Genomic DNA, 21,128 nt, shown 5'->3' on the forward strand with positions numbered 1-21,128 from the left:
ACAGCACTTTTTCTTTTCTCCCCTCATACTCTTTTTCACCGTTACGTTGCGCCAGGCTACAATCTTCCCTTTTAATTCATTATGGAGCCTCTCATGCCGACCCGACGTGTCGTTATGGTTGTTGATATGCAAAACGGCGTCTTCGCCACGCCGCGCCTTAACCGCGAAGCGTGCGCGGCGCGCATCAATGCGCTGACGCAGGCGGCTGACGCCGTCATCTTTATTCAGCATGCCGATGAGGACGCGTTGCCGGAAGGGAGCGAGGCGTTCGCGCTGCTGGCGGAGCTTAACCAGCCTGAAGGGGCGTTTTACGTGACGAAAAGCGCCTGCGACGCGTTTTACAATACGTCGCTCGACGCGCTGCTGCGCGAGCAAAACATCGATGAGTTTGTGATTTGCGGCTGCGCGACAGATTACTGCGTGGACGCCACCCTCAAAAACGGCGTCAGCCGGGGTTATCGCATTACCATTGCAGAAGACGCCCATACCACCGCCGACCGTCCGGCAGCGCCAGCCGACGTGCTTATCCGCCACTACAATGATGTCTGGCGTTCGTTCATCGCGCCGGCTAATCCGCCCCAGGTGCTTCCCACCCAAACTATTCTTGCCGCGTGGCGGACGAACTCATCTTTTCCCGTTTTGTCTTAACAGGCGCAGCGCGGTCTGGCGCCTTTTATTTTTAGCAACAACATTCACCGCGCCTTACGGGCGGTTTTAGGTAAGCTAACGTCCGTCGTGGTTAAAAACGGCGAAGATGAAGCGCAGCAACGCCATAACAATCAGCAGTGCAGGAGTGTAGTGATGTTTAAATCCTTTTTCCCCCGGCCGACCGCCTTCTTTGTGTCGGCCTTTATTTGGGCGATGCTTGCCGTCATTTTCTGGCAGGCGGGCGGCGGCGACTGGCTGTTGCGTCTTGCCGGCGCTGAAAAAGAGGTCCCCATCAGCGCGGCGCGCTTCTGGTCGGTGAATTATCTGGTCTTTTACGCCTACTACGCGCTTTGCGTAGGCGTTTTCGCGCTCTTCTGGATGCTCTACAGCCCACACCGCTGGCAGCACTGGTCGATTCTCGGCTCGGCGCTGATTATTTTCGTGACCTGGTTTCTGGTGGAAGTGGGCGTGGCGGTCAACGCCTGGTACGCACCGTTCTACGATCTCATCCAGACGGCGTTAAGCGCGCCCCATAAGGTTAAGATCGAGCAGTTTTACCATGAGGTCGGCGTGTTCCTCGGCATCGCGCTGATTGCCGTGGTAGTCGGCGTGCTGAATAACTTTTTCATCAGCCACTACGTGTTTCGCTGGCGCACGGCGATGAACGAATATTACATGGCGCACTGGCAGCGCTTGCGCCACATTGAAGGGGCCGCGCAGCGCGTGCAGGAAGACACCATGCGCTTCGCCTCCACGCTTGAAGATATGGGCGTGAGCTTTATCAGCGCGGTGATGACGCTTATCGCTTTCTTGCCGGTGCTGGTGGCGCTGTCGCCTCACGTGCAGGAGTTGCCGATTATCGGGCATATCCCTTACGGCCTGGTGATTGCGGCGATTGTCTGGTCGTTGCTCGGTACCGGGCTGCTGGCGGTCGTGGGCATTAAGCTGCCGGGGCTGGAGTTTAAAAACCAGCGGGTGGAAGCCGCTTACCGTAAAGAGCTGGTCTACGGCGAAGATGACCCGACCCGCGCCACCCCGCCGACCGTGAGCGAGCTGTTCGCCAACGTGCGGCGCAACTATTTCCGCCTCTATTTCCACTACATGTATTTCAACATCGCCCGCATTTTATATCTGCAGGTAGATAACGTGTTTGGCCTGTTCCTGCTTTTCCCGTCTATTGTTTCGGGCGCTATCACGCTTGGCCTGATGCAGCAGATCAACAACGTCTTCGGCCAGGTGCGCGGCGCGTTCCAGTACCTGATTAGCTCCTGGACGACGCTTGTGGAGCTGATGTCCATCTATAAGCGTTTGCGCAGCTTCGAGCGCGAGCTGGATAACGAGCCGCTCAACGAACCGCAGCAGGCGCTGTAACCTCAACGCTCCTTCGGGAGCGTTTTTTTATGCCGTTACGCCAGCCGATTCCGATTCTCCGCTTTTTGCGAAAATGTTACGCTCGGGCGGACTTTTAACACGAAACAGGAACGGTATGGAAAACGCGCTTCCCCCGATCGCCCGCCCGTCGCGGCGCGCCCTCACGCTTGGCCTGGCCGCTTTTTTCGCGCTGGCGGGCTGCACCAGTCAAAAAAGCGAACCGACGGCGGAAAAGGTTAAGCCGCTGGATGTGAAGAGCGTGGTGAAACAGAAAATGCCGGCAAGCGTGAAGGACCGCGACGGCTGGGCGAAGGATATCGCCACCGCCTTTGAAAGCCAGAAGCTGCCCGCCACGGAAGAGAACATCTGCTCCGTGCTGGCCGTGGCGGAGCAGGAGGCGAACTATCAGGCGGACCCGACGGTGCCCGGCCTCAACAACATCGCCTGGAAGGAGATTGAGCGCCGCGCCGGGAAGCTGCATATTCCGGCCTTCGTGGTGCGCACGGCGCTGCTGATTAAATCCCCCAACGGCAAAAGCTACAGCGAGCGGCTCGATAAGGTGAAAACGGAAAAGCAGCTGAGCGCCATTTTTGACGATTTTATCGGCATGGTGCCGCTCGGCCAGACCCTGTTTGGCAATCTCAACCCGGTGCACACTGGCGGACCGATGCAGGTAAGTATCGCTTTCGCCGAGCAGCATGAGCGCGGCTATCCGTACAAAATGGAGGGCACGGTACGCCAGGAGGTGTTCACCCGGCGCGGCGGCCTCTGGTTCGGTACCTATCATCTGCTTAACTACCCGGCGAACTACACGCAGCCGCTTTACCGCTTTGCAGACTTTAACGCTGGCTGGTACGCCAGCCGTAACGCCGCTTTCCAGAACGCGGTCAGCAAGGCGAGCGGCGTGAAGCTGGCGCTGGATGGCGATTTGATTCGCTATAACAGCGACGAGCCGGGCAGCACGGAACTGGCGGTACGCAAGCTCGCGGGCAAAATCGGCATGAGCGACAGCGCCATTCACCGCGCGCTCAGCAAAGGCGACAGCCTGGATTTCGAAGAGACCGATCTTTACCAGAAGATGTATAAGCTGGCTGAACAAAAGGCAGGCAGAAAATTGCCGAGGGAGATGCTGCCCGGCATTCAGCTGGAAAGCCCGAAAATTACCCGCAATTTAACCACCGCCTGGTTTGCTAAACGCGTGGACGATCGCCGGGCCCGCTGTATGAAGAAGGGTTAGAAAAAGCGCTGGCGCAGGCGCAGATAAAGCGCAAAGGCGCCAGCCATAACACAACCCAGCAGGAAGGGAACCACGCCAAACAGCGTGCTCACCGCAAGCCCCATTTCAATGCGGGGGCGGCCGTTCTCTTGCATCTGCATCAGGTGGTCAAACACGCCTGGCGCATGAACCAGCAGGTTCAGTATTTGCGCGCCTACCCAGAAGCAGAACAGCACAAACACGGCATAAGCGATATTGCCAGGCAGGGTTGTTTCGCGTTTTTTCCTGGCGAAGCCAGGTTTCGACAACATAATCTCTGCCATACAGACCTCCAGGGGTATACCTGCACGCTGGCGTTATGCCAGCTGACTTAAGGTGAGTGTGACAGGAGTTAGCAAATGTCAATATCGGATTTCTGGTAATTTCAGGGGTGGATTACTCCTGGATGTCAGTTTTATGTCGATACTCACATTTACGTAACTTTATTAATCAACAGGTAACATTTCAGATTTTCCCCATCTGCCGCGACCCGGGCCGCAGACAGCCTGAAAAGGATATGCGATGATGGCTTTTTTTCCTCCGGAGCCGCAATGAACCTGCCTGTGAAAATCCGCCGCGACTGGCACTATTACGCCTTCGCCATCGGGCTTATTTTTATCCTTAACGGAATTATCGGCCTGCTGGGCGTTGAGACAAAAGGCTGGCAAAACTACGCCGTCGGGCTGGTAACCTGGCTTATCAGCTTCTGGCTCGCGGGGCTGATTATTCGCCGGCGTCCGGAAGAAGAGAAACCGGACGCGGCAAAAGAATAACCGTTAGCGGGTGATGGCGCTTTTCAGCGCGCTGTCGGCGCGGTGGCGCTCCAGCGCCAGTTCAATAAGGCGGGTAATCAGTGCCTGGTAGCTAAGGCCGCTCGCCTGCCACAGCTTGGGATACATGCTGATATTGGTAAAGCCTGGCAGCGTGTTGATTTCGTTAATAATAACGTCGTTATCCGCGGTCAGGAAGACATCGACGCGCGCCATGCCGCAGCACTCCAGCGCCTGATAAGCGCGGATAGCGATGGCGCGAATTGTATCGTTAATATCCGGCGTGATGGCCGCAGGCACTACCACCTGCGCGCCTTTGTCATCAAGGTATTTGGTGTCGTAAGAATAGAACTCGTCGTTGACAACCACTTCGCCGCAGGTGCTCGCTTGCGGCTCGTCGTTACCGAGCACCGCGCATTCGATTTCACGTCCTTTAATGCCCTGTTCCACCACCACTTTATGGTCGAATTCAAAGGCCAGCGCCACCGCCTGGTGAAACTGCGCTTCGCTGGTCACTTTGCTTACGCCGACGGATGAGCCCTGATTCGCGGGCTTCACAAACAGCGGCAGGCCGAAGGTTTGCTCAAGTTCGCTGAAGCTCACGCGGTTGCGGCTGGCGCGGGTGAGCGTAACGAAGGGCGCGACGTTTAAGCCCGCGTCGCGCAGCAGCCGCTTGGCGACATCTTTATCCATGCTGACCGCCGAGCCGAGCACGCCGGAGCCGACGAACGGCAGGTTGGCCATGCGCAGCATGCCCTGCAGAGAGCCATCTTCGCCAAGCGTGCCGTGCACGATGGGGAAAATCACATCCACCTGATCCAGCGCCTGGCGGCTGTTCGCCTCAATCAACTGCGCTTCGGTCTGGCCTGGCACCAGCGCGACGGTTTTCTCTGAGCGATGAAGCGCGATGCGCGCCGGGTCGTTGGCGTTCAGCAGGTAGCCGGACGCCTCGTTGACGTGCCACTGGCCCTGTTTATCAATTCCCAGCAGTACAACCTCAAACTTCTCTTTATCAATGGCGTCGACGATATTTTTCGCCGACTGGAGCGACACTTCATGCTCCGCCGATTTTCCGCCAAAGACGATGCCCACGCGCAGTTTTGCCATCACACAATCCATCCTGAATGCTTACGAAAGCTGACAACATAGCACGCGATAAGGCGCGTTTCATGCGCTTCCTGCGGTACGCTGGAAAGCGGCGGCTATACTCAGAATTCAGATCAAAGAAAGGGAGAGCGCATGGCGAAAGCGGGAGGCGTAGTGGCGGGAGTCGGGGTAGCGGCGCTTATCGCGTACAGCTTGTATAACTGGCTGCCCGCCTGGTACAACCCGTTTGCGCCGCTCTCGCCCGATGACCCGCCCACCCTGGTGACACGCTATAAGCTGCGCCAGATGGCAAGCGAGCCGCAGGCCTGCCTCGCCATCCTCAGGCAGGCGAGCGACAAGGGCATGATTAGCTTTCGCGAGCAAACTAACGTGGCGGGCAAATGTCCGCTCGACGCGCCGGTGCGCGTCACCCGCTTTGGCGACGTGCGGCTCAGCAGTTCGTTTCTCGCCAGTTGTCCGCTGGCGTTGAGCAGCGCCATGTATGTCCAGCAGCGCGCGAAACCCGTTGCCGCTTCCATCATGAAGAGCGAGCTGACGCGCATCGATCATTTAGGCAGCTATGCCTGCCGCAATATCTACAACCGCCCCGGCGCACGGTTAAGCGAGCACGCGACGGCGGACGCGCTGGATATTAGCGGCTTTCGTTTCGCCAACGGCCAGCACATCACCGTGCTGAAAGGGTGGAACGAGCAAAACGCGCGAGGAGAAACGCTGCACGCGCTGTTCAATCAGAGCTGTCCGTTCTTCGGCAATTCGCTGGGACCGGACTATAACGCCGCTCACGCTAACCATTTTCACTTAGGCATGCGGGGGTTCGGCATCTGCCGTTAAAGAGAAAAGTGCGGCAGTGACGGCGGCTTATGTGATAAATATCACAAATACTTCGTTCTGAAAGATAAAATCCTGAAATGAATCAGAGCGCAAGGGATGCCACGCGCAGGAAGAGAGCGGCTGGTATGGTGGACTTATTCATTTCATTCTTTTTGTCGCGGGCGTATGGAATCCTGGAAGGTCAATATTATCTCGGTCTGGTTCGGCTGCTTTTTCACCGGCCTCGCCATCAGTCAAATCCTCCCGTTTCTGCCGCTCTATGTCGCCCAGTTGGGCGTGACCTCCCATGAAGCCCTGTCGATGTGGTCGGGCTTAACCTTCAGCGTCACGTTTCTGGTTTCGGCCATCGTCTCTCCCATGTGGGGCAGCCTGGCCGACCGCAAAGGCCGCAAGCTGATGCTGCTGCGCGCTTCCCTCGGCATGGCGATAGCGATTCTGTTGCAGGCGTTCGCCACCAACGTCTGGCAGCTCTTTTTCCTGCGGGCCATCATGGGGCTGACCTCGGGGTATATTCCCAACGCCATGGCGCTGGTGGCTTCGCAAGTGCCGCGCGAGCGCAGCGGCTGGGCGCTCAGCACGCTCTCCACGGCGCAAATCAGCGGCGTGATTTGCGGCCCGCTGATGGGCGGCTTTCTGGCCGACCATCTTGGTCTGCGCACCGTCTTTTTGGTGACCGCGCTTTTGCTGATGATAAGCTTCCTGGTGACGCTGCTGCTGATAAAAGAAGGCGTGCGTCCTGCAGGCAGCAAAGCCCAGCGCCTTTCCGGCAAGGCGGTCTTCGCCTCGCTGCCTTATCCGGGGCTGGTTATCAGTCTCTTTATTACCACCATGGTTATCCAGCTTTGCAACGGTTCCATCAGCCCGATACTGGCGCTGTTTATTAAGGCGCTTTCGCCGCAGAGCGACAATATCGCCTTTCTGAGCGGCATGATTGCCGCCGTGCCAGGCGTCTCGGCGCTGATTTCCGCCCCGCGTCTTGGCAAGCTCGGCGACCGCATCGGCACCGCCCGGGTGTTGATGGCGACGCTTATCTTCGCCGTCGCGCTCTTTTTCGCCATGTCTTTTGTCACCTCGCCAACGCAGCTCGCTGTGCTGCGCTTTTTGCTCGGCTTCGCCGATGGCGCCATGCTGCCTGCGGTGCAGACGCTGCTGGTGAAGTATTCAAGCGACCAGGTGACAGGGCGCATTTTTGGTTACAACCAGTCGTTTATGTATCTGGGGAATGTGCTGGGGCCGCTGATGGGGGCGGGCATTTCGGCGATGGCGGGCTACCGCTGGGTCTTTATCGCCACCGCGCTGGTGGTGCTGGTGAATGTGGGGCAGCTGGCATGGTCGCTGCGCCAGCGGCGGTTGAGCGCTTTGCGTCGAAAGGGGACTTAACTTAATGATATCTAATGCAATAGATTTTACTTAATTACAATACACAAAAAGAAGGGTTTTATCTGCATAGCTGCGCCAGGAATTTAAGTTAAATAACAGAAACGTTTCGTCATTGCTTAGTTTTTGTGCCGAGCCACACTTCCATTAAATTAATATAAAAATTGATTCATTTTTACTTTGCAACTTTGAAACGGGGTGATAACTTTCACCCGATATTAACTAAGGGAATTGGGTTATGAAAAATCTTATTGCCGAATTGCTGGTAAAGCTTGCACAAAAAGAGGAAGAGTCAAAAGAGCTGGTGGCCCAGGTCGAGGCGCTGGAGATAGTCGTGACTGCAATGCTGCGCCATATGGAGCAGAAAGAGCAGGATGCACTGATTCAGGGCATTGAAGGGGCATTGCAGGAAGCAAACCCGCCGAGCGAAGTTCCGCACCGCGATACTGAATTGCTCAACCAATACGTAAAAAAGCTTTTACGGCACCCCAGAAGCTAGTCTGTTAACGGCATCATGATTCGTCATGATGCCGTCATAATTTGATTCTATCGTCGCGCTGTTGTTATTTCTTTTTTATCTTTTAAAGGCAAGAAATAAGGTAGAAAAGTGCGCGATAGCAATTGCCTTAATATCATCGTTGAGTTGTGTTGCGGCCAGTGTCGCGCATGCAAACCGTCCGGGCTCGATAATCGGGCGGCGCGAAGGGATATTACTCAGCCAGCCGGCGCGCGCCGTCTGACGAGCGATCAAACTGAAGCGTTGCGCGCCTCATTAAATAATCGGTCGGCAAAAAAGGTATTTTGTGAATTGGCGATGGTATCGATGATTCGGAAATAACGGCAGCGCGCAATGACGCCGAGGGTGCCGGCGGCTTTTTTAAAGGTAGTGCCGCGCTGCCGCTGACTGACCAGCACACCCGCTATCCCCTTGATAAAAACCCCACAAGCCCGATTTCATTACTGGCGCCGCCGCTTGCGCCACGGCGTGAAAATTGACAACAGCCCGCGCTCGGCCGCTGTAGCGGCTTAACCCATCAAGCCCTCTTTTCTACAGCAGAAAGCCAGCCCCGGCCTGTTATAAAAAATGCTACCGGGCAGACATTCCTGACGCTGCCAGGTGGTTTTTCCCGGCTCTCCTGACCAGGCTTATAGCGCGGCTATCGCTTGCAGGAGAAACAATGAAAACCACGCTGCTTACCGCGCTGGTGATGGGGATGCTCTCGCCAGCGCCGACCTGGAGCGCCGAACGCGGCGCTATGCTTCCGCCATCGCGCACCGTCTGCAATCAGCAGGCCACCGCCGCGCAAATCACCGGCGACGCCCGCAAGGTCTATATTCGCAACTGCCTGCAAAACCGCCAGAGCGCGCCTCGCGATAAAAGCCTGACGCCGTATGAGCAGCAAATGAAAAAATGCAGCGCGCAGACGCAGATGCTGGATGGTGACGAACGCCGCCGCGCGGCAGGCGACTGTATGGCCCAATCCGGCTGGTAGTTCATATGGGTGAGTGGCTAAAACCGCTCACCCGAAATTTCATACTCGGGCCGTTTGCCGCCTCCTTATACTTTGGGAAATGTTGCGAAACCGTCCCGAAAAAATGAATCAACAACAAATATTTAGTCGATGGACCTCCTGGCAGGCCCGCCAACAGGCTCGCTTTACGGATGACTATCTGCGCTCCGGGCAACGCTTCGCACGCCGCATCTGGCCGCCGCGCACGGTAGGCCACGGCATCAGCTTTCTTTTTCTCGCCCCCATTCTGCTCACCCAACCGCTCTCCGCCTGGTGGTGGCTGGTGCTGTCGGTTTACGCGTTTATCTGGCCGCATGTCGCCTGGCTGCTGGCGGACCGCGCCGCTAACCCGATGGCCGCCGAACAGCGCAACCTGACGTTCGATTCAGTGATGGGCGGCGTCTGGATCGGCGCAATCGGGCTCAACGCGCTGCCCTCCATACTTATTCTGATGATGGTCAACATGAATAATATGGGGGCAGGCGGCGTAAAGCTTTTTCTGGTCGGCCTGCTGCTGCAAGCGGCGGCCTGCTTTACGACGATTGCGATAACGAACCTGCCGGTGGATATCGCCACCACGCCGCTTGAGATGTGGGTTTGCTTGCCTGCGCTGCTTATTTACCCGGTTTTCTTTGGCTTTGTGACCTACCGCACCGCCATCAACCTGGCCGAACGCAAGCGTCGGCTGCAGCTTCTCAGTACCCGCGACGGCATGACCGGCGTCTATAACCGACGCCACTGGGAGCATCTGCTGCATAACGAGTTCGACAACTGCCGACGTTATCAGCGCATTTCCACGCTGTTGTTGATCGATCTCGACCATTTCAAGACCATTAACGATACCTACGGGCATGATGTCGGCGATGAAGCGATTCTTGCCATCACGCAGCATTTACAGCTCACGTTACGCACCACCGACGTCATCGGCCGGTTTGGCGGCGACGAATTTGCGGTGTTTATGACGGGCACGTCGGTGCAGAGCGCCATCGCCGCCATGCACCGGGTGCATGAACATCTTGATGATTATCGCTTTGACTCCGCGCCGGATCTGCGGGTGCGCATAAGCGTAGGCGTGGCGCCGCTCACGCCGCAAATGACGCACTACCGCGAATGGCTGAAAGCGGCGGATAACGCCCTTTATAAAGCTAAAAAAGCGGGCCGCAACCGCACTGAAGTGGCCGCCTGATCCTCCTCGTTTGCCGACCCCGTCATCTCTGCCAGGCTTAAAAGAGCGCTGCAACATAACCGACTCTCGCGACGCGGCGGATAAGCCGCGCCGACGCACAATAACAATCAGGAGGTGCATTGCGATGAATTATCAGTATGTGGCGAGCATGAATGAATTGCCGGAAAGCCAGCCGCAGAAAGCGGAAGTGGGCGAAAGCGAGGTGGTGCTGATCCGCACCGGTGAGACGGTGCGCGCATTTCAGAGCAAATGTCCGCATGCGGGCGCGCCGCTGGAAAAAGGGGCGGTCTGCGAAGGGCATCTGGTCTGCCCATGGCATAAAGCGGTGTTTGACATCAGCAACGGCGCATGGCGCGAGCCGTTAGCGCTTTCCAGCCTGCGTCAGTATCCGGTACGCGTGGAAGAGGGCAAGGTCTACGTGAGCCCGAAGGCGATGTCGCCCGCCTCACGCCCGCAAATTCGCGGCGATGGCTCGCAAACGTTCGTTATCCTCGGCGTCGGGACGGCGGGCAGCGCGGCGGCCATTACGCTGCGTGACGAAGGCTTCAGCGGCAAGTTAATTCTTATCGACCGGGAGCGCGAAGCGCCCTACGACCGCACCGCGCTCAGCAAATTCGTCCCCTCCGGCAAAATGAAAATCAGCGAGGTGCCGCACCCGCTGGATGAAAATTTCTGGCAGCAGCCCGGCGTGGAGGTTATCCGTGAAGAGGTCGACTCCCTTGACCCTTCGCTTCGTGAGCTGCGTCTTGCCAGCGGAGAAACCCTGGCTTTCGACAAACTGTTGCTGGCGACCGGCGGCGCGCCGCAGCGCCCTGCGTTGCCCGGCAACCAGTTAAAGGGCGTTCATGTGCTGCGCAGCATCGGGCAGGCCGAACGCTTGCTCAGGGAGGTCAATAGCGAGCAGCGGTTAGTGATTATCGGCAACAGCTTTATCGCCCTCGAACTCGCCTCAGCGTTGCGCAATCAGGATATCGACGTCACGGTAATCGCGCGCCATCCGCAGCCGTTTGAGAAGCAGTTTGGCGAAGAGGTGGCGCGGGGATTTCGCCAGCTGCACGAACAAAACGGCGTGCGTTTTGTCACTGGCGAGCTGCAGGCGCTGGAAGGCGACGAGCACGTTCACAGCGTGAAGCTCAAAGATGGCCGCCAGGTTGCGGCTGAAGTGGTCGTTTTCGCCACCGGCATCAAACCGGTTACGGGTTTTACGCATACGCTGGCGCAGGAAGAGGACGGTAGCCTGCGCACCAATGACCGGCTCGAAGCCAGTGCCGACATCTGGGCGGTGGGCGACATCGCCAGCTATCCGGCGCCGGAAGGCGTGCGGCGCGTTGAGCACTGGCGCGTGGCGCAGCAGCAGGGGCGTATCGCCGCCCGCAATATGCTGGGCAAAAATGAGGTGTTCGACCGTGTGCCTTTTTTCTGGACCACCCATTACGGCACCCGCTATGAATATCTCGGCCACACGAAGAACTGGGATAATTTTAAATTTATCGGCTCCTTTGCAGAGAAAAAATTTATCGCTCTTTATGGCGAGGCTGGCGTGCTGAAAGCCGTATTCAGCTGCGGTTATTACACCGGCACGGCGGCGCTGTTGCTGCGAATGCGGCAGCCATTAACCCTGGAAGATGCGCAGGAGATTATTTTATCGGCGCAGGGGTAATCGCCCCGAAGCTTTTTATGCAGCCAGAACACCGGGGCGTTTATTTAGCGCCCCGGTTTTTTTATGGACATATCAGGCGCGCCGCGGCTTTTCCGTAACGCCTTCTCATTGCATAATCGTCCATGCCGCTTGTTCGCTCAAAAATACGCAACGGAACGGCTAATTGTGCATCAGTCACACTTTTTGGTGATTAATTGAGCGATAAGGTGATGCCACTCGCCCTTTTATTTTGACGGTTGCGTCACAAAACGGAGGTGTGCAGCAGATTAATCCATATCTGCGCCGCTTTAACGCCTGACTCTCTTTGCAGGATTCTTCTACCGTTATCGTGTTGGCAACGTGCCTCTCAACGGGAGAAGTAAAGATGTCCTCGGTAAGTGATGTCACGCCTGGATTAACCGCGCACGAGCGTAAAGTGCGCCGCATGAACCTCTTTGTTTCTGTTTCCGCCGCCGTCGCCGGGTTATTGTTCGGCCTTGATATCGGCGTTATTTCCGGAGCTTTGCCTTTTATTACTCACCATTTTTCCCTGAGCAGCCGGGCGCAGGAGTGGGTGGTGAGCAGCATGATGTTGGGCGCCGCGCTTGGCGCGCTTTTTAACGGCTGGCTCTCCTCGCGGCTGGGACGAAAATATAGCCTGCTGGCGGGCGCAATCTTATTTATTCTCGGCTCGCTGGGCTCCGCTTTCGCCACTTCGCTTGAGATGTTGCTGATTTTCCGCGTGGTGCTCGGCGTGGCGGTGGGCATCGCCTCTTATACCGCGCCGCTCTACCTCTCTGAAATGGCCTCGGAGAACGTCCGCGGCAAGATGATAAGTCTCTATCAGCTGATGGTGACGCTTGGGATCTTGCTCGCCTTTTTATCCGACACGGCGCTGAGCTACAGCGGCAACTGGCGAGCCATGCTCGGCGTGCTGGCGCTGCCCGCCATCGCGCTGCTGATTATGGTGATTTTCTTGCCCAACAGCCCGCGCTGGCTGGCGGCGAAGGGGATGCATATCGAAGCGGAAGAGGTGCTGCGCATGCTGCGCGACACGTCCGAGAAAGCACGCCAGGAGCTTAACGACATTCGTGAGAGCCTGAAGGTGAAGCAGGGAGGTTGGGCATTATTCAAAGCCAACCGCAACGTGCGCCGCGCCGTCTTTCTCGGCATGCTGCTACAGGCGATGCAGCAGTTCACCGGCATGAACATCATCATGTATTACGCGCCGAAAATTTTTGAGATGGCCGGGTTCGCCAGCACTGAACAGCAGATGATAGCCACTGTGGTCGTGGGGCTGACCTTTATGCTCGCCACGTTTATCGCGGTGTTTACCGTGGATAAGGCCGGGCGCAAACCGGCGCTGAAGATAGGCTTTAGCGTCATGGCCATCGGCACGCTGGTGCTGGGCTACTGCCTGATGCAGGTCAATGGCGGCGACGTCTCGCGCGGCATCTCCTGGCTTTCCGTCGGTATGACCATGATGTGCATCGCCGGTTACGCCATGAGCGCCGCGCCGGTGGTCTGGATCCTGTGCTCAGAAATCCAGCCGCTGAAATGCCGCGACTTTGGCGTCACCTGTTCAACCACCACTAACTGGGTGTCGAACATGATTATCGGCGCGACCTTCCTGACGCTGATTGATAACGTCGGCGCGGCGGGCACCTTCTGGATCTACACGCTGTTGAATGTCGCCTTTATCGGCGTCACCTTCTGGCTTATTCCGGAGACCAAAAACGTCACGCTGGAACATATCGAGAAAAACCTGATGGCGGGCAAAAAGCTTCGCGACATCGGACGATAAAAAAAGGCCCCTGAAGGGGCCTTTTTCTTACCCTTTGCTGAGCTTTTCCGACTTCGCCATGCAGGCCTGCATCGCTTCAATCACGGCAGAACGCATGCCGCGCTCCTCCAGCACCCGCACCGCCTCGATAGTCGTGCCGGCGGGGGAGCAGACCATGTCTTTCAGCTCGCCCGGGTGTTTGCCGGTTTCCAGCACCATTTTCGCCGAACCCATCACCGCCTGGGCGGCAAATTTATAAGCCTGAGCGCGCGGCATGCCGCCCAGCACGGCGGCATCGGCCATCGCTTCGATAAACATAAAGACATACGCCGGAGCGGAGCCGCTAACGCCCACAACCGGATGAATCAGGTATTCGGCCACCACTTCCGCTTCGCCGAAGCTTCTGAAAATAGCCAGCACGGCGTCGATATCGTCCGCCGTCGCCAGCGCGTTGGGGGTGATGGAGGTCATGCCCGCCTGCACCAGCGACGGCGTGTTGGGCATCGTGCGGATGATTTTTCGGTCGTGGCCCAACGCCGTGGCGAGCTGATCCAGCGTAACGCCCGCGGCGATAGAGACCACCAGCGACTCTTTATTGAAGCTGGAAGCGATATCGCTTAACACTTTCACGGTAATGTTCGGCTTCACCGCGCTGAAAACGATATCGGCGGTTTGCGCCACTTCCTGCGCGCTCCCGGCGCCGTTGATGCCATACGCCTCCTGAAGCTCAGCGACATTTTCCGGCGTCGGCGTATAAACCCAAATCTGGTCCGCGCGCGCCTGGCCGCTGGCGAGCAGCCCGCCCAGGATAGCCTTGCCCATATTGCCGCACCCGATAAACCCTATTTTCTTTTCCACAGCTTCACTCCGTTTCTGTCGCGTAAGTAGTCAGAAGGGGTATAGCTTAACGCGCTTTCGGGCGATTCGTTAAGGCTTCGGCTAGGCTTAAATGAAAAACCAGGAGGCTGATATGGATAAGACAACGGATGAATACCGCAGTCGTCACTATCCGATTCAGGAGGATATGCGCGCCCAGCGAGTGGAGTGGGTGCTACAGCGCGGCGGCAACTGGCTGCTTTATACCATTGTGGTTATCGCTTTGCTTGGCGGCTTCTCCGACGGCTGGCTGAGCGAAACGTCAAAGGCGAACGCGCAGGGGACGCTTACGGTGGAATATCAGCGCTTTTTGCGCTCAGAGAGCGATGAGCCTTTCACACTGCGTATTAGAGGCGAGCCTGATAAACCGGTAACGGTGCGGCTTGCCGGCGACTTCATGGATAAGTTTGTTATCCAGACGCTGCGACCGCAGCCGCTGGTCACGCACTCCTCGACGCATGAAATTTTGCTGACCTTTCCTGCCACCAAAACGGGCGAACATGCCGTCTGGCTGATGACCCAGCCGCAAACGGCAGGGCTTTTCACCTCACGGATTGCGCTTGAAGGCGCTGACGCCGTCACGCTGAAACAGTGGGTTTATCCCTAGGAGAGAAAGATGGAAAGCGTACTTCGCGCTGCGGGAATGTACGTGCTGCTGCTGATTGTGTTGAAAATAGCCGGGCGGCGCACGCTGCTGGAGATGAATTCTTTTGATTTCGTGCTGTTGCTGATTATCAGCGAGGCGACGCAGCAGGCGCTGCTGGGCAACGACTTCTCTGTGACCGGCGCGGCGATTACCATCATCACCCTGATCGTGCTCGATATTCTCTTTAGCTATCTGAAAAATACGATCCCGCGTCTCGATCTTATTATTGACGGCTCGCCGCTGATACTGGTGGAAAACGGCAAGCTGCTGGAGAAGCGAATGCGGCGCTCGGGGATTTCCGAAGAGGATATTTTAAGCTCGGCGCGCACTAGCCAGGGCATTGAGCGGCTGGATCAGATAAAATTCGCCATTCTTGAGAAAAACGGCAAAATTGCCGTTATTCCCGCCGAAAAACAGGAGTCGTAATGCCAGTCTGGGTGGATGCCGACGCGTGTCCGAATGTTATTAAAGAGGTGCTGTTCCGCGCAGCTGAGCGCACGCAAACCCCCGTCACGCTGGTGGCGAACCAGAATATCCGGGTGCCGCCATCGCGGTTTATACGCGCTATGCGCGTGCCGGCGGGCTTCGACGTGGCGGATAACGAAATTGTGCGGCTGTGCGAGCGGGGCGATCTGGTGATTACCGCGGATATCCCGCTGGCGGCGGAAGTGCTGGCGAAAGGCGCGGCGGCGCTGAATCCGCGCGGCGAGCTTTATAGCGAAGCGACCATTAAAGAACGCCTCACGATGCGCGATTTTATGGATACGCTGCGCTCAAGCGGCATTCAGACCGGCGGGCCTGACAGCCTGAGCCAGCGCGACCGGCAGCGTTTTGCCGCCGAGCTCGATAAATGGCTCAGCGGCAAAAAAGGTTAAGGCTTAAACCCAGTTGTCGTCGTCGCCGCCGAAGTCGTCACCGCCAAAATCATCGCCGCTGAAGTCATTATTAACATCTTCATTGGCGTAATAGTCGTTGGTGTCGTCCTGCTGCAGCCCGGCGTCCTGGTTCAGGAGCTGGCTGTCATCGGCCTGGTTGTAATCCTCCACCGCGTTAACCGCGCTGTTGTCAGCCGGTTGCGCCGGTTCATTGATAATATTCACAATCTCTTGCGGCTGATGATGGCTGAACATGCTGGTAAGCATATTGCCAAGCACCACGCCGCCCGCCACGCCTGCCGCCGTTTGCAGCGCGCCTGCCATAAAGCCGCCGCCGCGCGGCGCGCTGTAGTTTTGCTGGGCGTAACCCTGCGCAGGGGCATTGTTATAGCTGCCCGGCGCGGCGCCCTGGTAGTTTTGCGCGCCAGGGATAGGGTCTGCGCTGCGACTCGTCTGCGCCTGCGGTTGTGGTTCGCTTGCGCGGGAACCGCCACCAAAGAGGCCCGCCAGGAAGCCGCCGCTACTCTGCTGCTGTTTCGCGGCGTGCTGCAGCTGCGCGACCTGCGCTTCCAGCCCCTGAATGCGGCTGTTGAGTTCTTTAATCGCCGCTTCCTGAATAAGGATCGTCTGCGCCATGTAGTAGCCCGCCGCGGGCTGCTCGCGCAGGTGTTGTTCAATCAGCTGCTGGGCTTGCGCGTCGCGCGGCGCGCTGTTGGCCTCAGTGGTTTTCAGTCTGGAAAAAAGTCCATCAATCAGACGTTGTTCTTCCGATTGCATGATTTACACCTCTGTCATTGAGTCATAAATCTAAGTCTGGAGAAAATTTGGCGGTTGTAAACAGCCTGATTCGTAAAGCTATTAAGAAATGTGTTACCGAAGGCTTGCCCGCAGGGCTTGTGCCCGGCCATCTTTTTCAAGTAAGGTGGGCGCTCTCGAATGTGCCAGATAAGCTTTACAGCTAACGCCAGCTTTCAAATGAAATTGAATTGTAAATTCAGCCACTTGAAACATAGCTGTAACTTTTATTTTACGCCTGTCTTGCGTACTAGTTTAATGATATGATGACGCACCCGTCATACTCTTTACGCTTAATCTGCGCTGGCAACAGCGACTGAGGATAATCCATCCATGACCCAACCCATTTTCCTGGTCGGCGCCCGCGGTTGCGGCAAAACCACCATTGGGAAAGCTCTGGCGAAAGCCCTGGGGTACGCCTTTGTCGATACCGATCACTGGCTGCTGGAAAGCACGCGCATGACAGTCGCGGAAATTGTAGAAAGCGAAGGGTGGCCCGGATTTCGCGCGCGTGAAACGCAGGCGCTTAAAACCGTCACCGCGCCCTCTACGCTCGTCGCGACCGGCGGCGGAATGGTCCTCGCGGCGGAAAACCGCCAGTTTATGCGCGAAAAAGGCGCGGTTATCTATCTCCAGGTGGAGCCGCAAGAGCTGGCGCGTCGCCTGGAAGCGTTTCCGGAAGAGGGGCAGCGTCCTACGCTCACCGGCAAACCGGTTTCGCAAGAGATAAGCGAAGTGCTCGCCGACCGTGAGCCGCTTTACCGTCAGGCCGCTCATCATGTGATTAACGCAGCCCGGGCGCCGGAGCAGGTTGTCGCGGCCATCCTCGCGGCATTGCGTCTGGCTCAGGCAAGCTAACCTGCGGGATTGTCTATACTTACTGCTTCTCCACCATAAAAAGGAAGCATTATGCCGACAAGACCCCCTTACCCCCGCGAATCGCGCATTGTTACCGTTGAAAAGGGCGGTACAGACAAAACCGTCACCTGGTATCAACTGCGCGCGGATCATCCGGAGCCGAATACGCTTATCAGCGAACATCCGACCGAGCAGGAAGCGCTGGATGCGCAGCGCCGCTATGAAGACCCGGATAAAACCTGACCGCCATGACAAGGGAAGTGGGTTGCATTAGCAACCCTGTCCCTGATTCTGAAAAATCGTCCCCGCAGTGAATTATCACACCATTAATCCATTCGCTTCGTTAATAATCCGTTACTATTAAGTTATGCCTCGTGGCGAATGCAGCCAAAAGCCGGGAAGCGCATAAGAGGAAAACTGCTACGCTTTTTGATCTCACCTATAAATCCTGCCAGGTCAGGTAGCCTGCGTCGCAGCAAACTGTCGCAGCAAACTGGAGTTAAGAAAGGCGGAATAAGAATGAGTGCAACCTTGGCAATACTTACTGTCGGTGTGGTGCCGGTAAGTGCAGTTCTGCCGCTATTAACCGAACACATTTCTGAAGACCAGATAACTCACATCAGCCTGCTTGGGAAGATTACCCGCGAAGAGGTGATGGAGGATTACTCGCCTGACCCGGGCGATGAGGTCATGCTGACGCTGCTTAACGATAACCGCGCGGCGGAAGTTTCTCGTAATAAAGTGGAGAAGGCGCTGCAGGGCCTGGTCGAGGTGCTGGATAACCAGGGCTACGACGTTATTTTGCTGATGAGCACCTACCGCTTCAACTACCTCAAAGCGCGCAATTCCATGCTGCTGGAGCCGGAGCGTATTATCCCGCCGCTGGTGGCTTCTATTGTCGACGGGCATCAGGTGGGGGTCGTCATTCCGGTGCCGGAGTTGTTGAACGTGCAGGCGCAAAAGTGGCAGACGCTGGAGAAAGCGCCGTTCTACGCGCTGGCGAATCCGGTATTCGGCACCGATGAAGAGTTGGTAAACGCCGGACGCGAACTGATTGGCCGCGGCGCCGACGTGCTGGTGCTCGACTGCCTCGGTTTCTATCAAAAACACCGCGATCTGCTGCAAAAAGCGCTTGATGTGCCAGTACTGCTGTCAAATGTGCTGGTGGCCCGACTGGCGGCGGAATTGCTGGTCTGAGAGGCGTTAACAATTTGCGTGACAGGCCGACGGCTTGCCCTCTATATTGTTTTTCCAACCATTTTTAAAAGGGCCAGGCCATGCTTCAGAGTAATGAGTACTTCTCCGGTAAAGTGAAATCCATCGGTTTTACCAGCAGTAGCACGGGCCGCGCCAGCGTAGGCGTGATGGAGCCGGGTGAATACACCTTCGGCACCGCGCAGCCGGAAGAGATGACGGTGATAAGCGGCGCGCTGCATGTTCTGCTGCCGGGCGAAACGGAATGGAAAACCTACGAAGCGGGCCAGCTGTTTAACGTGCCGGGCCACAGCGAATTTCACCTGCAGGTTGCGGATACCACCACTTACCTGTGCCGCTACCTTTGATAACCGAACCCTGTAAAAAAAGCACCGTTTAACGGTGCTTTTTTCTTTGTGGCGCAAAACGAGGATTAGCGCTGCGCTTCGCCGCCCAAACCTTCCACCAGGTTCTGGATAAGCGCCGCCAGTTCGCCGGTCATTAACGTGAAGTCGGCGTCAAAACGCGCCGCGACATCTTCCCGGTCAATATCTTCGTTCTGGTCGCGCAGCTCATCGGCGAATTTCAGCCGCTTGATTGAACCGTCGTCGGCCAGCACAAACTGGATGCGCTGCTGCCAGTCGAGCGCCAGTTTGGTGACCACTTTGCCCGTTTCGATATGCACCGCAATCTCGTCGCTTACCAGCTCCTGCTGTTTGCAGCGGATCACGCCGCCGCCTTCAAGAATCGCTTTCAGCTCGGCCTCATCCAGCAGCTGGAAGCCCTGCGCCGCGCTACCGCTGCGCACCCACTCGGTCAGCGTCAGTTCGATGGGCGTCTCAAGCGTCAGCGGCACCACCGGCAGCGAACCCAGACTTTTGCGCAGCAGCGCCAGCGTATCTTCCGCTTTTTTGGCGCTGGCGCAGTCCACCATAATGAGTCCGTTGACGGTATCTATCCACATCATGGTCTGGCTGAAGCGGCTGAAGGCGCGCGGCAGCAGCGAATGCAGCACTTCGTCTTTCAGCGAGTCTTTCTCGGTTTTTTTCAGCTTGCGGCCCTGGTCTGCCTCAAGCTTTGCGATTTTCGCTTCCAGCGCCTGCTTGATAACCGGCGCGGGCAACATTTTTTCTTCTTTGCGGGCGCAAATCACAATCTGCCCGTTGGCGGCGTGGGTTAATGCATCACTGTGCGAGCCCATGGGCGACACCCAGCCGGTTTTCGCCATATCCTGGCTACCGCAAGGGGTAAAGGAAAGGGGCGCTAACTGTTTCTCCATCTCATCCGCGCGAAGGGAAACGTCGCGGTTTAAACGGTATACCATTACATTTTTGAACCACAGCATAATCTTTTCCACGGCCTGCTTATTAAACGCAGCGGGCATGATAGCGAATCGGGGGTTCCGTTTCATTGCCTTTCCGGGGCGCGCCTTCTACTCTCTTGATAATTCATCAGATATAAGGAGCAACACGTGCGTATTGGGATTGACTTAGGCGGTACCAAAACTGAAGTTATCGCGCTCAGCGACCAGGGCGAACAGCGTTTTCGCCACCGCCTGCCGACGCCGCGCGACGACTATCGACAGACCATTGAAACCATCGCCGAACTGGTGCGTCTGGCGGAAGAGGCGACCGGCGAGCGCGGCACGGTCGGCGTAGGGATCCCCGGCACGATTTCGCCTTATACCGGCGTGGTGAAAAACGCCAACTCCACCTGGCTGAACGGCCAGCCTTTCGATAAAGATCTCAGCGCCCGGCTGGGGCGTGAAGTCCGTCTGGCGAACGACGCCAACTGCCTCGCCGTTTCCGAAGCGGTGGATGGCGCGGCGGCGGGCGCGCAGACGGTTTTCGCGGTGATTATCGGCACCGGCTGCGGGGCGGGCATCGCGCTCAATGCCCACAGCCATATCGGCGGCAATGGCAACGCGGGCGAATGGGGGCACAATCCGCTGCCGTGGATGGACGAAGATGAGCTGCGCTATCGCGAGGAAGTGCCGTGCTACTGCGGCAAACAGGGGTGTATCGAAACCTTTATCTCCGGCACGGGCTTTGCGACCGACTATCAGCGCCTGAGCGGACATGCGTTAAAGGGCAACGAAATCATTCGCCTGGTAAGCGAGCAGGACGCGCTGGCGGAGCTGGCGCTCAGCCGCTACGAGCTGCGGCTGGCGAAGTCGCTGGCGCATATCGTGAATATTCTCGACCCGGACGTCATTGTGCTGGGCGGCGGCATGAGCAACGTCGACCGACTCTATAAAACCGTGCCGCAGCTAATCAAGCCGTGGGTGTTTGGCGGCGAGTGCGAAACCCCCATCCGCAAGGCGCGGCACGGCGACTCCAGCGGCGTGCGCGGCGCGGCCTGGCTCTGGCCGCTCGGTGAGTAAAAGCGAGGGCGCTTAACGCGCCC

At 57.2% G+C, this 21,128-nt stretch carries 24 protein-coding genes and 1 pseudogene; 20 read left to right on the forward strand and 5 right to left on the reverse strand.

What is annotated here, in order from left to right:
* Positions 1-93: 93 nt before the first annotated feature.
* The 3 genes from ACU4F7_RS05105 (at position 94) to ACU4F7_RS05115 (ending at position 3,256) form a co-directional block, all read left to right on the forward strand.
* Complete coding sequence (locus tag ACU4F7_RS05105; protein WP_481638176.1) at positions 94-648, forward strand: isochorismatase family protein; 555 nt, start codon at positions 94-96, stop codon at positions 646-648.
* A gap of 153 nt (positions 649-801) precedes the next feature.
* Entirely contained in the window at positions 802-2,019 is a 1,218-nt protein-coding gene (sbmA, locus tag ACU4F7_RS05110; RefSeq protein WP_481638177.1) for a peptide antibiotic transporter SbmA, read from the forward strand.
* Positions 2,020-2,134: 115 nt separating this feature from the next.
* A complete protein-coding gene (locus ACU4F7_RS05115; RefSeq protein ID WP_481638178.1) occupies positions 2,135-3,256 on the forward strand; it encodes a DUF1615 domain-containing protein in 1,122 nt (373 codons plus the stop codon).
* Here the strand turns inward: ACU4F7_RS05115 and ACU4F7_RS05120 are convergent.
* Entirely contained in the window at positions 3,253-3,558 is a 306-nt protein-coding gene (locus ACU4F7_RS05120; RefSeq protein WP_024555673.1) for a DUF2755 family protein, read from the reverse strand. The two genes, ACU4F7_RS05115 and ACU4F7_RS05120, sit on opposite strands and share 4 nt — an antisense overlap.
* A gap of 267 nt (positions 3,559-3,825) precedes the next feature.
* On the opposite strand from ACU4F7_RS05120, the gene ACU4F7_RS05125 reads away from it, so the two are divergent.
* A complete protein-coding gene (locus ACU4F7_RS05125; RefSeq protein WP_481638179.1) occupies positions 3,826-4,047 on the forward strand; it encodes a DUF2754 domain-containing protein in 222 nt (73 codons plus the stop codon).
* 3 nt (positions 4,048-4,050) lie between these two features.
* Here ACU4F7_RS05125 and ddlA read toward each other — a convergent pair whose 3' ends face one another.
* Entirely contained in the window at positions 4,051-5,151 is a 1,101-nt protein-coding gene (gene ddlA, locus ACU4F7_RS05130; RefSeq protein WP_024555675.1) for a D-alanine--D-alanine ligase, read from the reverse strand.
* Between the two features lie 132 nt (positions 5,152-5,283).
* Between ddlA and ACU4F7_RS05135 the strand changes: the two genes are divergently transcribed.
* From ACU4F7_RS05135 to ACU4F7_RS05170, 8 genes and pseudogenes are all read left to right on the forward strand, one after another.
* On the forward strand, positions 5,284-5,982 hold the full coding sequence (locus ACU4F7_RS05135; RefSeq protein WP_029592046.1) for an extensin-like domain-containing protein: 699 nt from the start codon (positions 5,284-5,286) through the stop codon (positions 5,980-5,982).
* Positions 5,983-6,147: 165 nt separating this feature from the next.
* A complete protein-coding gene (locus tag ACU4F7_RS05140; RefSeq protein WP_481638180.1) occupies positions 6,148-7,362 on the forward strand; it encodes a multidrug efflux MFS transporter in 1,215 nt (404 codons plus the stop codon).
* Positions 7,363-7,597: 235 nt separating this feature from the next.
* Positions 7,598-7,858, forward strand: coding sequence for an anti-adapter protein IraP (iraP, locus tag ACU4F7_RS05145; RefSeq protein WP_029592048.1), 261 nt, complete (start codon positions 7,598-7,600; stop codon positions 7,856-7,858).
* A 144-nt stretch (positions 7,859-8,002) separates the two neighbouring features.
* Positions 8,003-8,345, forward strand: a pseudogene (locus ACU4F7_RS05150) (alkaline phosphatase); the annotation flags it as partial.
* 192 nt (positions 8,346-8,537) lie between these two features.
* On the forward strand, positions 8,538-8,852 hold the full coding sequence (locus tag ACU4F7_RS05155; protein WP_029592049.1) for a PsiF family protein: 315 nt from the start codon (positions 8,538-8,540) through the stop codon (positions 8,850-8,852).
* A 103-nt stretch (positions 8,853-8,955) separates the two neighbouring features.
* Complete coding sequence (gene adrA, locus ACU4F7_RS05160) at positions 8,956-10,056, forward strand: diguanylate cyclase AdrA (protein ID WP_029592050.1); 1,101 nt, start codon at positions 8,956-8,958, stop codon at positions 10,054-10,056.
* 124 nt (positions 10,057-10,180) lie between these two features.
* On the forward strand, positions 10,181-11,716 hold the full coding sequence (locus tag ACU4F7_RS05165; protein WP_481638181.1) for an FAD-dependent oxidoreductase: 1,536 nt from the start codon (positions 10,181-10,183) through the stop codon (positions 11,714-11,716).
* A 364-nt stretch (positions 11,717-12,080) separates the two neighbouring features.
* Positions 12,081-13,499, forward strand: a complete 1,419-nt coding sequence (locus ACU4F7_RS05170; protein ID WP_029592052.1) for a sugar porter family MFS transporter — start codon at positions 12,081-12,083, stop codon at positions 13,497-13,499.
* Positions 13,500-13,526: 27 nt separating this feature from the next.
* Here ACU4F7_RS05170 and proC read toward each other — a convergent pair whose 3' ends face one another.
* A complete protein-coding gene (proC, locus tag ACU4F7_RS05175; protein ID WP_029592053.1) occupies positions 13,527-14,336 on the reverse strand; it encodes a pyrroline-5-carboxylate reductase in 810 nt (269 codons plus the stop codon).
* 112 nt (positions 14,337-14,448) lie between these two features.
* Between proC and ACU4F7_RS05180 the strand changes: the two genes are divergently transcribed.
* From ACU4F7_RS05180 to ACU4F7_RS05190, 3 genes are read left to right on the forward strand one after another with little or no spacing between them, the layout of a single operon-like run.
* Positions 14,449-14,961, forward strand: coding sequence for a hypothetical protein (locus ACU4F7_RS05180; protein WP_029592054.1), 513 nt, complete (start codon positions 14,449-14,451; stop codon positions 14,959-14,961).
* 9 nt (positions 14,962-14,970) lie between these two features.
* Entirely contained in the window at positions 14,971-15,426 is a 456-nt protein-coding gene (locus ACU4F7_RS05185) for a DUF421 domain-containing protein (RefSeq protein ID WP_024555686.1), read from the forward strand.
* Entirely contained in the window at positions 15,426-15,875 is a 450-nt protein-coding gene (locus tag ACU4F7_RS05190; protein WP_024560709.1) for a YaiI/YqxD family protein, read from the forward strand. The genes ACU4F7_RS05185 and ACU4F7_RS05190 overlap by 1 nt, the downstream gene beginning before the upstream one ends.
* 3 nt (positions 15,876-15,878) lie before the next feature.
* Here the strand turns inward: ACU4F7_RS05190 and ACU4F7_RS05195 are convergent, their stop codons facing one another.
* Positions 15,879-16,652, reverse strand: coding sequence for a DUF2076 domain-containing protein (locus ACU4F7_RS05195; RefSeq protein ID WP_029592055.1), 774 nt, complete (start codon positions 16,650-16,652; stop codon positions 15,879-15,881).
* A gap of 351 nt (positions 16,653-17,003) precedes the next feature.
* On the opposite strand from ACU4F7_RS05195, the gene aroL reads away from it, so the two are divergent.
* From aroL to ppnP, 4 genes are all read left to right on the forward strand, one after another.
* Complete coding sequence (aroL, locus tag ACU4F7_RS05200; protein WP_029592056.1) at positions 17,004-17,528, forward strand: shikimate kinase AroL; 525 nt, start codon at positions 17,004-17,006, stop codon at positions 17,526-17,528.
* 51 nt (positions 17,529-17,579) lie between these two features.
* A complete protein-coding gene (locus ACU4F7_RS05205) occupies positions 17,580-17,771 on the forward strand; it encodes a YaiA family protein (protein ID WP_024555690.1) in 192 nt (63 codons plus the stop codon).
* 276 nt (positions 17,772-18,047) lie between these two features.
* Entirely contained in the window at positions 18,048-18,725 is a 678-nt protein-coding gene (locus ACU4F7_RS05210) for an AroM family protein (protein WP_029592057.1), read from the forward strand.
* Positions 18,726-18,805: 80 nt separating this feature from the next.
* Positions 18,806-19,090, forward strand: a complete 285-nt coding sequence (ppnP, locus tag ACU4F7_RS05215) for a pyrimidine/purine nucleoside phosphorylase (RefSeq protein WP_024555692.1) — start codon at positions 18,806-18,808, stop codon at positions 19,088-19,090.
* Between the two features lie 65 nt (positions 19,091-19,155).
* Here the strand turns inward: ppnP and rdgC are convergent, their stop codons facing one another.
* Positions 19,156-20,067 carry a recombination-associated protein RdgC gene (rdgC, locus tag ACU4F7_RS05220; protein WP_035888395.1) on the reverse strand — a complete coding sequence of 304 codons (912 nt, stop codon included), beginning with the start codon at positions 20,065-20,067 and terminating at the stop codon, positions 19,156-19,158.
* 126 nt (positions 20,068-20,193) lie between these two features.
* On the opposite strand from rdgC, the gene mak reads away from it, so the two are divergent.
* Positions 20,194-21,105 (forward strand): fructokinase, encoded by a 912-nt coding sequence (gene mak / locus ACU4F7_RS05225; protein WP_035888234.1) that lies wholly within the window; start codon positions 20,194-20,196, stop codon positions 21,103-21,105.
* Positions 21,106-21,128 lie beyond the last annotated feature (23 nt).

The sequence above is a fragment of the Franconibacter pulveris genome (assembly GCF_056780215.1).

Coding starts and splice junctions, on each gene's coding strand:
- ACU4F7_RS05105 (WP_481638176.1), top strand. CDS start 94: ATGCCGACCCGACGTGTCGTTATGGTTGTTGATATGCAAAACGGCGTC.
- sbmA (WP_481638177.1), top strand. CDS start 802: ATGTTTAAATCCTTTTTCCCCCGGCCGACCGCCTTCTTTGTGTCGGCC.
- ACU4F7_RS05115 (WP_481638178.1), top strand. CDS start 2,135: ATGGAAAACGCGCTTCCCCCGATCGCCCGCCCGTCGCGGCGCGCCCTC.
- ACU4F7_RS05120 (WP_024555673.1), bottom strand. CDS start 3,558: ATGGCAGAGATTATGTTGTCGAAACCTGGCTTCGCCAGGAAAAAACGC.
- ACU4F7_RS05125 (WP_481638179.1), top strand. CDS start 3,826: ATGAACCTGCCTGTGAAAATCCGCCGCGACTGGCACTATTACGCCTTC.
- ddlA (WP_024555675.1), bottom strand. CDS start 5,151: ATGGCAAAACTGCGCGTGGGCATCGTCTTTGGCGGAAAATCGGCGGAG.
- ACU4F7_RS05135 (WP_029592046.1), top strand. CDS start 5,284: ATGGCGAAAGCGGGAGGCGTAGTGGCGGGAGTCGGGGTAGCGGCGCTT.
- ACU4F7_RS05140 (WP_481638180.1), top strand. CDS start 6,148: ATGGAATCCTGGAAGGTCAATATTATCTCGGTCTGGTTCGGCTGCTTT.
- iraP (WP_029592048.1), top strand. CDS start 7,598: ATGAAAAATCTTATTGCCGAATTGCTGGTAAAGCTTGCACAAAAAGAG.
- ACU4F7_RS05155 (WP_029592049.1), top strand. CDS start 8,538: ATGAAAACCACGCTGCTTACCGCGCTGGTGATGGGGATGCTCTCGCCA.
- adrA (WP_029592050.1), top strand. CDS start 8,956: ATGAATCAACAACAAATATTTAGTCGATGGACCTCCTGGCAGGCCCGC.
- ACU4F7_RS05165 (WP_481638181.1), top strand. CDS start 10,181: ATGAATTATCAGTATGTGGCGAGCATGAATGAATTGCCGGAAAGCCAG.
- ACU4F7_RS05170 (WP_029592052.1), top strand. CDS start 12,081: ATGTCCTCGGTAAGTGATGTCACGCCTGGATTAACCGCGCACGAGCGT.
- ACU4F7_RS05180 (WP_029592054.1), top strand. CDS start 14,449: ATGGATAAGACAACGGATGAATACCGCAGTCGTCACTATCCGATTCAG.
- ACU4F7_RS05185 (WP_024555686.1), top strand. CDS start 14,971: ATGGAAAGCGTACTTCGCGCTGCGGGAATGTACGTGCTGCTGCTGATT.
- ACU4F7_RS05190 (WP_024560709.1), top strand. CDS start 15,426: ATGCCAGTCTGGGTGGATGCCGACGCGTGTCCGAATGTTATTAAAGAG.
- ACU4F7_RS05195 (WP_029592055.1), bottom strand. CDS start 16,652: ATGCAATCGGAAGAACAACGTCTGATTGATGGACTTTTTTCCAGACTG.
- aroL (WP_029592056.1), top strand. CDS start 17,004: ATGACCCAACCCATTTTCCTGGTCGGCGCCCGCGGTTGCGGCAAAACC.
- ACU4F7_RS05205 (WP_024555690.1), top strand. CDS start 17,580: ATGCCGACAAGACCCCCTTACCCCCGCGAATCGCGCATTGTTACCGTT.
- ACU4F7_RS05210 (WP_029592057.1), top strand. CDS start 18,048: ATGAGTGCAACCTTGGCAATACTTACTGTCGGTGTGGTGCCGGTAAGT.
- ppnP (WP_024555692.1), top strand. CDS start 18,806: ATGCTTCAGAGTAATGAGTACTTCTCCGGTAAAGTGAAATCCATCGGT.
- rdgC (WP_035888395.1), bottom strand. CDS start 20,067: ATGCTGTGGTTCAAAAATGTAATGGTATACCGTTTAAACCGCGACGTT.